The organism is Chitinophaga sp. YIM B06452 (genome assembly GCF_039655965.1).
Classification (GTDB): domain Bacteria; phylum Bacteroidota; class Bacteroidia; order Chitinophagales; family Chitinophagaceae; genus Chitinophaga.
In genome coordinates this window covers 306,050-318,961 of record NZ_JAWLKY010000003.1, presented here as the reverse complement: position 1 = coordinate 318,961, position 12,912 = coordinate 306,050, and the positions used below count along the sequence as shown (strand labels likewise).

The following is a 12,912-nucleotide window of genomic DNA, read 5'->3' as shown; positions in this document are numbered from 1 at the left end:
AGATGAAACTGGCAACGGTTTAATATTACCTAACAGAAATTCTTCTTTTCCTACCGCAAAAAATAAGTCCATTACTGATAGATGGATAAGCATTCGCACAAAAAGGGCCAATCTGAATTCCCCAAAATAGCTTTCAAGATGCGTGCTGACTAAGATCAAAAGGATTTCCAAGAATAAGACGGATGTTCTTCAAAAACGTACCACTAATAGCCTCTATTTTCTTAAACTTTTTCCACTGAAATAACTATTGGGCTAATGGATTCATTAGAAATTCACTAAATAAACCACTTCTGAACATGAAACGATTCGGACTGCAAGCAAAGAAACTGACTCTTTCAATAGGGATACGGAACTAGCCACGGTAACAAGATCAGAGGCTTTTCCTATAGCCCTTGAATTTAGTTCGCAAAATCTTCCTTGCGTCATAAGTGAAGTTCCTGATCGTTTGTATTGCTATGCCCAGCTCAGCTGCCGCTGCTTCTGGCTTGAGTTCATCCAAATAAATCAACCTGCAAACACGTGCTGTTGCCGGGGGCAAACTATTTAACATATTCGATACCTCCCTTTCAAATTCTTTATCTTCTAAATTCTGGGGTGGAGGGACGACATCTTCATTATGATCAAAGAGCCGTCTCATATTCCGGCTCCTCCTTTTTGTTTTAGTATAGTACTCATAGAAGTGGTTCCTGGCGGCCATGAACAAATATTGCCTATCTGCATGTTCAGGCAGCCGGTCTCTAATCCGCCAAATATTACAAAATACATCTTGTGCGATATCTTCAGCAAGTTCGTGATTATGGGTCCAGTACATGACCGTTCTATAAATGAACGGCCAGTATTTTCTATAGAGTTCATTATAAGCTGCGGTATTACCGGTTTTTACGGACTTTAGTAACTGATTAACCCTATCCATAATGTGTCTTAAAAATGGTTATTTACTCACCGTGGAAGCTAATAAATACAGACGGTATATTTACCTCATCTACTTGTAATGTAATTCGTTTTCAAACTAATTCTACGAAGCTTTCCCTATTAGGAAATTATTCAATCAAACAATAAAAACTGGTTGCATTTTACGGGATTATTCAGAAAATAAAAAATTGAACAAAGGTTAGAATACCGTTTGAAATTATCCCATGATTAATTGGTGCATTGTTTGTCTTCAAAATCATAAAAAACTGGAACCGCAAATACTCTATTGGCCTCGCGCCCACTTGAATCCAGCTTCAGCGTTAAAATAATTTCTGGGTTCGTTGCAGGTCCCTCACCCGATTTTGAGCATAAGTAAAATATTCAGGATGTAATTCAGCGCCAATGAACTGCCTTTTTTCAACTACACATGCCGCCGGCGTCGTTCCCGATCCAAAGTACCCATCAAAGACGAGATCGGATTCGTTGCTGTAGGTAATTACCAGGTAGCGGATAAGATCCAATGGCTTCTGTGTAGGGTGAAAAGATTCAGTATTCCGGTCTCCATTGGTAAATTCGATTACACTTTGAGGAAACCGCGTTCCCTCATCATCGAAATAATAACTACCCTGGTGCGCAAATGTATTGTAATTTCTACCTTGCCGTTGTTGCTGATTCCGGCCTCTCTTTCGGACGCCGGCGCCCATTATAGGATTGTAGGTAGGTAATCTTTTATAAAATAACAATATGTGCTCGTGATTCCGCATGGGCATGCGGCTGGCGTTGAGAAACCCTGAGGCCAGCGGCTTATACCAAATTAAATCATAACGAAACAAATCCAGGCAGCTAAGCACCAGCTCGCTGGTAAACGGCTGCTGGGAGAAAAAGATCATGGCGCCTGACGGTTTAATAACCCGCTTCCATTCCGGCCAGAGTACAGATAATGGAGGTTTCCGATCCCATTTGTTCTGTGTTATACCATATGGAGGATCTTGCAGTAAGAGGTCCACACTTTCATCTTGTAGCCTTTTCAACGTCTGTAAACAGTCCTCCTGGTACAATTGAATATTCAGCTCCCTCATTTCCCCATCGCACACGGCTAACCTGTTTCTTAAAAATGAACTAAATAGTATAGGCCAACCGACCGGCCATAAAGTTTAGAAAATCCCAATTTTAAACCTTAACTGCGGGAGTACATTATGCCTTAAATCGTTTACCATTTTATCTGTGAACGCGTGTTGATAGAAAATCTAATCGAAATTTCTTCTATTGGGTTTCCTGTTCTTCGTTGTCACAGATCGACTGCTAGTAATGTTACTACTCCTAACCTTCCCTTCATCAATTAATACGGTTTGGCGGCGAATAGCTGCTTCAATGTCTTTGGCGAAATACTCCCGAATAGAGAAATGATAGCCTTCCATTGCAATTGCGGCAGAATGTTCCCACCTGTTTAACGCCACCCCCACCATCCTGGGAGCCGTATGAAGCCATAATGTGCGAAAATCACCAATTAGCCAGGAAGGACAAGGTATGGCTTCTGTTGGTTCTGTTCGGTCAGCAGCAGTTGTAAAAAAGAAGTAGCTCACCATTTCGTCATGTTTAATATCCTGTAGAAACAGCGGTATGTCCGGAAAACTGTCATTGAGAAGATGATGGGCATCCGCCATTTTCTTTGCCCAGTCGGGCACCTGATCCGGGATATGCCGATAATACTGCGCTGCTTCAAGAATCTTGTCTTTTGTCGGCTCATCTGTGATCCTGCGAGAGGTAAATAGCTTTTCGGGATCCCCCTTCAGTTCCAATACATGCATGCACAAGTCCACCGTATAGGGATATTCCATGCAAGTTTTTTCCAACCTGTTCAACTTCTCCTGCAGCTGGAGACCAATACCAAATTCCGTCTGAATCCGCATATAGCTATAATTTAAAATCGCAGGGAAACATTGCAAAGTGGAAACGGCATAGATTCATTTCTATAATTTTGGCCCTCGGGGACTATTTACCCGTGATTTCCATGGCCTCAATACCAGCGTACTTCTAATGATCGTCATAACCTTGGGTTCAAAATCTGGAAAATACCTGTCAACTTGAATTCTGGTCATTTCACTCATCTTACCATAGTAGATAGCGAGAAACCCGATCAAAACGGGATCAATGCCAAAAACGTTGCAAATTCTGTCCAACGTGTCGGCTGTAGGCTTTGTTTTGCCATTTTCAATAAGCGACATAGATGTCTTGGAAATGCCCACAAGCCTGGATAACTCCGCTTGCCTCATGCCAGCCACCTCACGGACAACAGCAATAGCCTTTCCCCAGTGCATATGATTCCAATTCTAAAATAAAGGTTTATGAATAGAATTCCAGCATCGCCAGTTTCCACTCCTGTCAGCATTAATATCAAGAAATCCGGAATCGTTTTGCTTCCTTGATCATCTGGTCTGTATTGTAACGCGACCATGTTTGATGAATTTTCTGATCCACTGCCTTTGATGCCTCATATGTCTTCAACTGTTCCGACATCAAATTTTTCAGTGTGTTGACAAAATCCATATTGAGTCCAACAGCACGTAACCCTTTTATAATATAGGAAGTGGCATCTACAAAGTACAATCGCAGGGTATTGGTATCCGTCTTTAAAAATTCCTGTAGATTCTGAGGCGGAGAATTAAATACGTTTACAGGTGCATCTAAAGTCATCTTACTGAACTCTAACGTAATAAATGGCACATTATCCCGCTCAAAAATCCCATACGTAAAAGGGTCGCTGCTGACAGCCTTCGTCTCGGCTGGTGTCGGATTTTTCCAAAATATGGCCAGATCGAAACCCCATGTTGAGATATTCAATACCGCGTTATCTACAACGCCGCGAAAACTGGGATCGGGATAAGGCTGCCCTAGTATATACTCTTCCATGTTAATACCGTTTGCAGCATCAAAAATGTATATATCCTGGTACGGTTCTTCACCGTTTTTCCTAGTGTGGGAAAAACGATTCTCGGTAAATGACATTGAAGATGCAGAAATGCACGTAAGAGGGGAAAATTGACAGATGTGCGAACCCGTTGTCCCTTGAATTATCCCAGCACCCGCGGTATTCACAAAGAGGCCGAATGGCGCGGGCTGATTCGAAAAAATGGCAAAAATACCCCTCGAAAGGTGAAAGTGTTCAAAATTTTCTATAATTTTAAATTACTAGGCGGAAATATATTCTTGCGCGCTTCTATATACAGATTTATTGATCTTCGGCAAACGAAAAATCAAAATGTGCAATTGATTATCTGTACCTCCTTCAAAAAAATTCTTTTCCCTACATGAACAACAGTCATTCAGAATCCGTGCTGGTAACACAAGAGCTGGCATCAATATTAAGTAACAATCCTGCTGTTACTCTTAATATAGAGTTTACATCGAAGGTTTATGAAACCATATCCGACTACCGCTCTCAATTTCTCAAAAACTGGCATATCAACAAAAAGGACGCTGCCCTAGACATATTTAGGGCTATGGACGAACTAATTAGAACATCTAAATCATTTAAAAAGTCCGTTATTAGTTGCCGCCGCGGGTGTTCTTTCTGTTGTCGTATATTGATCAATATCTCCGAAATTGAAGCGACCATATTGGCTGACTATTGCCAAGAGAACGGCATAGAAATTTCTAAAAATTATTTGGAAGAGCAGATGAGACTCGATGAGAAAGCTTTTCTATCGTCTAAAGTATCTCGTTGTATTTTCTTAAAAGATCATGAATGCAGTGTATATGCCGTCAGACCACTGGCTTGCCGTCGTTACTATGTAAAATCAGATCCCCAGTTATGTAATGCTCGAAAATTTTTGGGGAATCAACAAGTACAGCGTGTTACCTCCTTTGAAATGGAAATGCTTCTTTCCGCAGTTATACCAACAATATCTCAAGGTCAAAGTAGGATGAGTGAAATGCTTATGCCCTATGCCCTGTAGCCGCTATTTTAGATCCATAAGGAAATTAATCCTCAATAAAATTCCAACAAACAACGATTATTTTCCCTTGCAATAAATTAATTAACGGTCACGCACTTCTTGCACAGGATTTATAAGCGCTTTCGCCTGATAAATCGTCCTTTATAGAGTACAAAAGGGGATTCTTTTCTCACATTGGAATTCTGTCTACCTTGCCCTTGCTGAGCATCTTGATTGGGGACTGGTCGCTCGAAATCGCTACTGAAAATCGACGACCATTCGCCAGAAATGGTCTTATCGATAAAATATCGACGAGTCAAAATCGTAAGAAGGGCATACCTGCTATCTTTTTTCGGAAGTAAGCAATATAAGTGGTGTCTGGGATCCCTTGGGTCGTCAATTGTTACAGTACCTTTAAAATCAAATACAACCGGAACATCACTACCGATCCAGGCTGAAGGGAAACATTCCGCCATAATATCGACGTGGAAAATTGCAGGATGATGGGTCCTGCGAAAACTATTCCTAGCTTGGAGAAAGCGCGGGTAATCATTTTTCAGGCGGGTACCGTCGATCACCCAAACCATGTTTTTGTAGAATTTTTCACGCGCCATTCGTTCGGAAGGGTGGATGCTGGAGTGCTGAAATTCTATCACAAGCCCCCTATCGGTGTAAACATCAGCAATATGCTTCTCATTGGTCGCCGGATCCAGCATTGAAAATTCTTGCCATGCAGCTGTATAATGGCTCTTCCAGAAACGATGCCATTCAGTTTCATTTTCCCACCAGGGATCGCAGTTACGAATGCCTTTATGTGCCCAATGGTGTATTTTAACAGTTCCACATTTTGCGATTAATTCAGCCCCGCAATGGGTGCACATCCCCACAGCGCCCTTTGTGGCTTCTATTTTGTTACCATTTATCGTTGCAAACTTCATGTACCGAAAGCTTTTTGCCCTAAAATACGGCTATTCATAAAAAAATAAGGATGACAAGCCTCTTTTAATTCAAGGCAAACGAAATCCATGAAAAATCATTAAAATTTAAACCTCAGACGGATTTTCTTTTGATTTTTGAAATAAGTGACTATATTTGTTTCAACAAATATTGTTCTAACGTTATTTCGTTTAGAATGAATATTTGTTCTCAAATCCAACGGAACCAGGTCATGACCCTAAATTCTATCTCCTAACGAATCCTAAAATATTCATTAACCCGAAAGACGAGCCATCCCGGCCAAGTATCGCACGTCTTCAATATTACACTCTATTCCGAATCTTAAAACCTCCCCTTATGAAATTGTTAAACAGGCCCATTTCTATTTTATGTACTGCGTTAACCCTTTTGATAATACTTACAGTGCCAAGTTGTAAGAAACAAGACAAAGGTACCGTTGAACAAGACATAAAATACAAACTCAGAGATCGGCTATCGGCAGTTATCACTGCCCCTAACACTCCAGCTGATACAGTAACAGTCGCAGAGGCTCAGAGCTTTTTCCAGGTGGCCAGCAATAATGGGGGTCTGACACCGTTCGCAGATTATCCGGTCATTATTCCCGATTACGAGTTAGCTGTGCTATGGACAGCAATTGATGTATATCCAGGCCTTTCTGATAGGGTTGCACTGTATATCCCGCTTGCGCAAAATTGGCAAAATGGCAAGCGTTTAACGATGATTGTAGCAAAAGAACATGGATTTCTAAGAGGCATTTTTGTCGAAGATATTCCAAATGCTTCCTGGCTCTCTAATACTATCAATTATAGCGAGCTAAGTGGCGTCCAGCGTTACTTCAAATATAACGGCACCATGATCAAAGCCGTTAATCTTTCTGCCGGATTAGTCGTGTCTGTCGTCCCGCCGGGGCCTGCTCCGGCGCTTGCCTCTCAGTCAGCCGGCGAAGATGGTTGGGACAGTTGTACCGGTCCTGATGACTGGCCTAATGGACCTGACGAAGATTATGACAACGATGGCATTCGCAATGGTAGCGATTGTTGTGTATCCACGCCAGCAGGAGTTTGGGTTGACAGTAAAGGCTGTCCGCTAACGATGGACCTATCAGAATTTGTGGTAAGGTCCGAACCTGCAGAACCACCTTCTTTTCCTCCATGGGACTTTATTACTCAACTTCCAATTCCGGAAATCCCCACGTTCGAACAAAATTACCCCATTGACATGGGTCTCGGCGTAGGTGGTGGTGGAATAATTAGTGAATCATTTTATACAGCGGGCGGGCCGGGAACTCTTTGTGGGCATTATTCGTTCCAAGCCGTAGGAAACTCATATACTGCTAATATCCAAGGTGCAGGCCAACGATTCCAATATTACGGCACCGATGGCTGGCATCTGCTGAACGTGGTTTTTAATGACTTATGTGTTCAACTCCGTGCAGGATCAGAAAACATAGCTTCAGCAAAATTCATTGATGCATTTAATTACGCTATATCGAGGACCGTTAGGGATATAGACAAGGGGCATTACACTAACCCCTCTGTAGAAGGTACGAAACTGCGTATTCTGCAACATATGCGGAATCGAATAGCCCAGAATTCTGGACCAGGCTACTCAGTTTCGAATGGTCCTTGCCAGGGTCCTATCCCAATTTCTCAGGCCAAATATGTAACATCAACCGGAGGCTGCCAATAATAGAAATAATTAGCTTACATGGATAAAGAACAACGTTTAGAATTGCTTAGGTGCATAGATAGGTATTATGCGACTGCTGCTGACCAAACATTTACTGCGAAGTTAAACGAGAGGAACAAAATTACGGCAGCAAAAATCGAGCGCTTAATTGCCGGTGAGCCCACTCCTTGGAATAACCTGGTGCAAGATGTAAAGGCTAGTTGGCCTAATGTGACCGATTTGGCGTTCAGGCAATTTCCCAGCTATATGCTTACCATTGGAGAACCCGCAGATTCAATCGGGAATGAGGTTTACAGTAAAAGACAGTTTTCACTCTGTGTTTCACTGCTGGGCAATTTCTATACCTTGTTCTTTGAAGAACAATATTATTTTCAACGAATGAAGGATCATCCAGATGACTACGATCCTAGCTATCGGTTCTACTTCCGTGAATTGTTGGGTCCTGAAAATAAGAAGCTCGAAAAAGACTTCCATAAAATTAGCAGGTTATGCCAGCAACACTTTCCTGATCATCAGTATATAAGACATACTTGGTCCATGTTGCAATCAGTTCCGGACCTCCTTACCGATCAAGGGGAATCACCTTTGCAAGACCGAACTGTATTTGCCTGCCTATTCGATGATCAATGGATCACAAGCCCCTATAAAGTTCTGAATTAACCCAATTATTTACTTTTAAAAAACAGAAAATGAAAAAAAATCCCCTCCCGATGTTGTTCTTTGCGGCAGCCTTGACCCTGGCTTTATCGTCTTTTGCTATGCCTACCAGTTCATCAATTAATGGCGTTGAATCCAAGGCCATTACCTTCGCCGATAACGACGAAGACAAAGACGGCGTAGTGGACGAAGACGATCTTTGTCCAGGGACGCCTGCTGATGTTCCCGTCGATGCCAATGGATGCCCAATTTAATCCGGCGCACAAAATAGTTTCGATCAGTCGTTTTAATAGCCAGCTCATTTAGAGCTGGCTATTAGGCTAAAATAATTATTTATGAATCCCTCCCATCGACTCATATTTGCCCTGTTCAATCGTACTGTCTCATCCGACCAACCGGTAAAGGACAGGTCAGGATGCTGCCACTCGCCGACGACTGTAGTTGACGGCATTCACCAGTTTTGCTGCTGGCCGGGGTTACTGAAAGCTGCCCAAGTGAATGTCAAATATGCAGCAGCGATGGTAGAGTTTCTTCAACATCACTTAAGTTATCTACAAGGTAGTATCGGCTTGCAGCAGTGGAACATGATCCTGGATGCTGTCATCGAGAGCCAAAATGCGAACCACCCTCCCTCCACCCTGCTGGGTACCCTTTTGGCTATAAAACATTTAATATTTACTAAATCGTACAAGTTAAACTCTATCTGCCTGCGCTCGACAAAAACAGATTTTCCCGATTTCATCATGAAGAGTCCTAACGAAAAGCAAGTTCTCTTCGAAGTGAGGAATGTGATCGTGCCGGAAATCTACGCCCATCATTTTGACCACTGCCTGGTCCATATCCAAGACGTGTTAGACAAACCTGTACTAAGGAAAAATGAAGGGATTGAAGCTTTTTTGGACTACCACATTGTACCGGTTATTTGGGCCAGCAATGCAATCTTGTCGTCATTGGCGAAAGCCATACACCATCACTACGTAACCGACATCCGAATAAAAAATGCCTTAGCTCCTCGAATTTACTATAACAAAGCAGGGAAGCCATATCACAAAACGGGACGCATCCGGGATATTTTCGCTTAATTCAAAGGAGAATGTTTATATACTGTCTCCCATGGAAGAAATACCAGCAGGCATTCATTCAAGCATGCTTCTTTAAAAGTGATGCTGGAGAGATGGGGCGACTGACCATTATTCTCCTTATTAACTACAAACTAAGGGTTCGAGCTGCTGCCTTGCGCTATGAGCGCCAGTATGGCGTTGAATTCTTTCACTTCACTTTCGTACAACTCCTTACGCTCCAACGCGCTTTCCAGATCGTCGGACGTGGTATGGCCGGTTGAAATGGTTTCCAAATCCTCCAGCAGGGTCTTTTTTCCGGCATGCTGGATAAAATCAATTGCGTCGGCAACAATTCGATAGAGCAGTAACGGACCTGTGACATCGTGGCTCACGAATAAAACATAAGAGTAGGACCGCTCGCGATCATAAGTGATCGCAATAACGGCCGTCTCCTCTTCGTAGCCTTTATTCGTATCGTCAAGAACAACCGTATAAATCTTGATTAATACCTGATGAGCCAGTAAGGCTTCAGTGTAGGCATAAAATGTAATTATACCTTCCTCACCCTCCACCGCTAACAGCGAAATCCCATTGCGGGCAAATAGTTTTTCCATTTGCCGAAGATACCACAGCAGTACCGCTTGCCAAAAAAACTTATGGGATCGCTGTCGGTATATCTGAACCGGGCAATCCCCTAAAGAACGAAAAAATGGTAATGACTATTCCTCATCACCATTTAAGAAGTCATAAATGAATTTTTCCAGCGGTTCAGTGTGAAATGGCGTATAGCCTGGCGCAATAGCATGGACGCAATCGTTGACCAGATAATACTTGTAATCGTCCTGTCCACATTCTCTGCGGTAGTCCTCAATATGGTCATTGATCCATGTCCTTGCTTTTTGTTTAAGTTCGTTGGTAAGCATAGTAATAGTAGTTTGTCTACTTATATATGGGATAGAAAAATCAGGAAAAGTTACGGCGGGGGGCAAAGAAAATGTCTTTAGGCTCGTTTTTCAAAAAGGCTGGATGATACGAGCACAAAAATGCCGGCACGCAGCTGGCGGGAAAGGGAAACGATCGCTGGCCTAAGTACCCGGCAGCCCATAAATGGCGGCCCTGGGCAGGATAACCGGCCGGTTCGCCCATTCCCTGCTCCCGGCGGCGGGTGCCGAAAAATAATCGGCGGCCTGCTTCTTATCCTGCTTCTTATCTTGATAAGGCCACCCGTGACACGCCCGGAGGATGGTTTATCCGGTGCTGCTGGCCACTAAACCGGCAGCCTTATTGGTAGTCAGATACCTGGGCGGAGGCGGACGCCCTGGCCCTATTTACCCCTATTAATATCATATCGTACACCGGCTTTCTCCTCTTTTATTAATATTTTTACTGCCATAACTACACCTCATGGATGGCACAGATACCAGCATTGAGCTGACAGCATCAGAAAGGCAATACCTGCTCGGCCAACATCGCACCGACCGGGAAAATTTACAGCGGTCGATACAGGATGCCGAAGAAAAAATCGAGGCACTTAGGTCATCCATATTGCATGCACAACAACGTTTGCAGGCAACGGAGCAGAGCATAGGTTATCTGGAAAGCTTCCAGCCCGTCTACGTAGATATCATGTCCACTGGTTGGGCTGAAAAGACCAAGGAATTATTAATTCAGGAATTGGCCAAAAAGCCGGTGCCGATGAGCATCGTGGAAATATTAGCCATGCTGCAATTAGATGGAGACCCCCCGGAACGACTTTTGGCCCTTCGAAATGGGGTCCTGTTAATCCTGCAGCAGCATCCGGATCGGTTTACAATGGTACATCTGCCAGAGACCGGCGACGATAAACCGCGCTATATACTAAGGGATGACGAAGGTTGAACTGATCTATGAAATGTTCTCCCTTGTGTCACGGCTGCCCTGAGCGGTTGATACTCGCCTGCAACTATAGGAGAATTCGGAATTTTTTATACATTTGTCCTTGACAGGTAGAAACCGGCAGCAAGTGGCGGGAAAAATAGCGGCGATGGAGCCGCTGACACAAATTTGACACACGATCTTTACAACTAATTGATTTACAATATTAATGTGGTGCCAGTTCTGGGCACTCAGAAAAAGACAAATCGGTTTAAACTGGTTTGTCTTTTTTGTTTTAGGGCAATCACAAAAAAGACCGATGCCTCAACCCTCCCGGCAGTTGAAAAGTAAAGCCGCGCCCATCAAATGACTAGCGCGGCTTTAAGTTCGAAAAATACTATCTATTTGCGGGCCATTTCCACCATTTGCACTACTTCCTCCGCAGCGGCTTCGGCTTTACCCGAAAAACCAGACACACTGAACCTGATCCTGCCTTTACCGTCAATTATGAACTTAGCGGGAATCCCTTCTACCCCGAAGGCGTCCGCAGCAAGGCTACGCCTGGTGGAAGTATCTCTCGGATCCATATAGAGATCGAATGTATAGTTGCGCTTGCTTAAAAAATTCTTCGCGTCGGTGAGCGGATCGGCTACATTTTCCCAGCAGTGAATAAAGAGGAATTTCACACCAGGATCATTGGCATACCGGTTCGCCGCCATTTGCATCGCGGGAAAAGACTCCACGCAGGGGCCGCACCAGGTCGCCCAAAAGTCCAGTACGATCGTCTTTCCTTTAAAATCCGCCAGCGAAACTTTCCTGCCGTTCGCGTCCGTAACCGTGAAATTTGGCGCGGCTTCATTGATCAGCAATGTAGCCACATGCGCTTTTATCGTATCGATAAAATCTTTCTGCAAATCCGCGATATAGGCGTCTACGTCTTTCCCGGGATGCAAGTGCGCGTAGGCCTTTCTTACCTGGTCGACATACCGCTTCTCAAATTTCCCTTCTTTCACGGCTTTGGCCAGAACCGGCAGCGCTTCCTCGTATTTACCGTTCAGGCTCGACAGGAAGGCGTAATTCCCGACCAGTACTTCGTCTCTTTCGCCGATGTTGTTGTAGGCCTCGGTGGTAAACTTATAAGCCTCGTCGTTGTTGCCTGCTTTGAAAAGCAATTTCGCGTAGGTATTAATATAGCCGTAATACATCTTCCGGGGATCTATTCTCATTACCGATCCCTGCGCCGGCAGTTGCTTTACTTTTTTCACCATTTCCAGGTTCTTGGCGGCAAGACGCAGCGCAGTGGCGTTGTCGAAATCCGCGATGATGTCCAGCGCCTGTATTAGTCCCGCCACCTTTGCTGCCGGTACGGTTATCATGTTGATATACCGCATCATTCTGGCCGTATCCGGCATCTCTGCGAAGTGACATGCCACCAATGTCTTCTCGATATCCAGGTTTACACCGGGATACTCCTTTATCATCGACCGGAGCAAACGCTCAGCTCCCACCGCATTGGTTACTTTCAAAAATGGTTTCAGCCGCGCCATCATGGCTGCCTGGCTTTCCGGGTACTTTTTGATGAGCCGCTTCGAGTATGCGGTCCTTTTAACCGAATCTTCCGCGTAGAATTGAATCAAAAGATCCAGGTCTTCGGCACTTCCATTCTCCAGGGTCTTGATTTTTGCCTGTAAAGCAGGCTGGCTTTTTTCCGCCTTCAATGCCTCCAGCTGCGGATTTTCTTCAGTTTGCAACTGAGCCATGGCGCCTGTTGAAACCAGCAACAGGGCTATTACTAACAACTTTCTCATAATTAAGATCGATTTCTTGCCATGAATTTTATTCACGGT

The 12,912-nt window shown here is 43.9% G+C and carries 14 protein-coding genes; 6 read left to right on the top strand and 8 right to left on the bottom strand.

The window, feature by feature from the left end:
- Positions 1-370: 370 nt before the first annotated feature.
- From R3I13_RS18090 to R3I13_RS18075, 4 genes are all read right to left on the bottom strand, one after another.
- The gene (locus tag R3I13_RS18090; protein WP_346319364.1) at positions 371-913 is read right to left on the bottom strand and encodes a sigma-70 family RNA polymerase sigma factor; all 543 of its coding nucleotides are present in this window, start codon (positions 911-913) and stop codon (positions 371-373) included.
- A 319-nt stretch (positions 914-1,232) separates the two neighbouring features.
- Positions 1,233-1,991: a site-specific DNA-methyltransferase gene (locus tag R3I13_RS18085; RefSeq protein WP_346319718.1), complete on the bottom strand. Its 759-nt coding sequence runs from the start codon at positions 1,989-1,991 to the stop codon at positions 1,233-1,235.
- Positions 1,992-2,159: 168 nt separating this feature from the next.
- Positions 2,160-2,822 (bottom strand): hypothetical protein, encoded by a 663-nt coding sequence (locus tag R3I13_RS18080; RefSeq protein ID WP_346319363.1) that lies wholly within the window; start codon positions 2,820-2,822, stop codon positions 2,160-2,162.
- Positions 2,823-3,306: 484 nt separating this feature from the next.
- Positions 3,307-3,822, bottom strand: a complete 516-nt coding sequence (locus R3I13_RS18075; RefSeq protein WP_346319362.1) for a hypothetical protein — start codon at positions 3,820-3,822, stop codon at positions 3,307-3,309.
- Between the two features lie 398 nt (positions 3,823-4,220).
- Between R3I13_RS18075 and R3I13_RS18070 the strand changes: the two genes are divergently transcribed.
- The gene (locus R3I13_RS18070) at positions 4,221-4,868 is read left to right on the top strand and encodes a YkgJ family cysteine cluster protein (RefSeq protein WP_346319361.1); all 648 of its coding nucleotides are present in this window, start codon (positions 4,221-4,223) and stop codon (positions 4,866-4,868) included.
- 110 nt (positions 4,869-4,978) lie between these two features.
- Here R3I13_RS18070 and R3I13_RS18065 read toward each other — a convergent pair whose 3' ends face one another.
- Positions 4,979-5,785: a competence protein CoiA family protein gene (locus R3I13_RS18065; protein ID WP_346319360.1), complete on the bottom strand. Its 807-nt coding sequence runs from the start codon at positions 5,783-5,785 to the stop codon at positions 4,979-4,981.
- 355 nt (positions 5,786-6,140) lie between these two features.
- Here R3I13_RS18065 and R3I13_RS18060 point away from each other — a divergent pair, with 355 nt between their 5' ends.
- The 4 genes from R3I13_RS18060 to R3I13_RS18045 all read left to right on the top strand — a co-directional run bounded on the left by R3I13_RS18060 (position 6,141) and on the right by R3I13_RS18045 (position 9,232).
- Complete coding sequence (locus tag R3I13_RS18060; RefSeq protein WP_346319359.1) at positions 6,141-7,493, top strand: hypothetical protein; 1,353 nt, start codon at positions 6,141-6,143, stop codon at positions 7,491-7,493.
- An 18-nt stretch (positions 7,494-7,511) separates the two neighbouring features.
- Entirely contained in the window at positions 7,512-8,153 is a 642-nt protein-coding gene (locus tag R3I13_RS18055; protein WP_346319358.1) for a hypothetical protein, read from the top strand.
- A gap of 29 nt (positions 8,154-8,182) precedes the next feature.
- Entirely contained in the window at positions 8,183-8,404 is a 222-nt protein-coding gene (locus tag R3I13_RS18050; RefSeq protein WP_346319357.1) for a hypothetical protein, read from the top strand.
- Positions 8,405-8,485: 81 nt separating this feature from the next.
- The gene (locus tag R3I13_RS18045) at positions 8,486-9,232 is read left to right on the top strand and encodes a hypothetical protein (protein ID WP_346319356.1); all 747 of its coding nucleotides are present in this window, start codon (positions 8,486-8,488) and stop codon (positions 9,230-9,232) included.
- Positions 9,233-9,363: 131 nt separating this feature from the next.
- On the opposite strand, the gene R3I13_RS18040 is transcribed toward R3I13_RS18045, so the two are convergent.
- Together R3I13_RS18040 and R3I13_RS18035 are read right to left on the bottom strand one after the other, a co-directional pair.
- On the bottom strand, positions 9,364-9,825 hold the full coding sequence (locus tag R3I13_RS18040; RefSeq protein ID WP_346319355.1) for a hypothetical protein: 462 nt from the start codon (positions 9,823-9,825) through the stop codon (positions 9,364-9,366).
- Between the two features lie 105 nt (positions 9,826-9,930).
- Positions 9,931-10,134, bottom strand: a complete 204-nt coding sequence (locus R3I13_RS18035; RefSeq protein WP_346319354.1) for a hypothetical protein — start codon at positions 10,132-10,134, stop codon at positions 9,931-9,933.
- A gap of 481 nt (positions 10,135-10,615) precedes the next feature.
- Here R3I13_RS18035 and R3I13_RS18030 point away from each other — a divergent pair, with 481 nt between their 5' ends.
- Complete coding sequence (locus R3I13_RS18030; protein WP_346319353.1) at positions 10,616-11,089, top strand: hypothetical protein; 474 nt, start codon at positions 10,616-10,618, stop codon at positions 11,087-11,089.
- A 377-nt stretch (positions 11,090-11,466) separates the two neighbouring features.
- Here R3I13_RS18030 and R3I13_RS18025 read toward each other — a convergent pair whose 3' ends face one another.
- The gene (locus tag R3I13_RS18025) at positions 11,467-12,873 is read right to left on the bottom strand and encodes a TlpA disulfide reductase family protein (RefSeq protein WP_346319352.1); all 1,407 of its coding nucleotides are present in this window, start codon (positions 12,871-12,873) and stop codon (positions 11,467-11,469) included.
- Between the last annotated feature and the right edge of the window lie 39 nt (positions 12,874-12,912).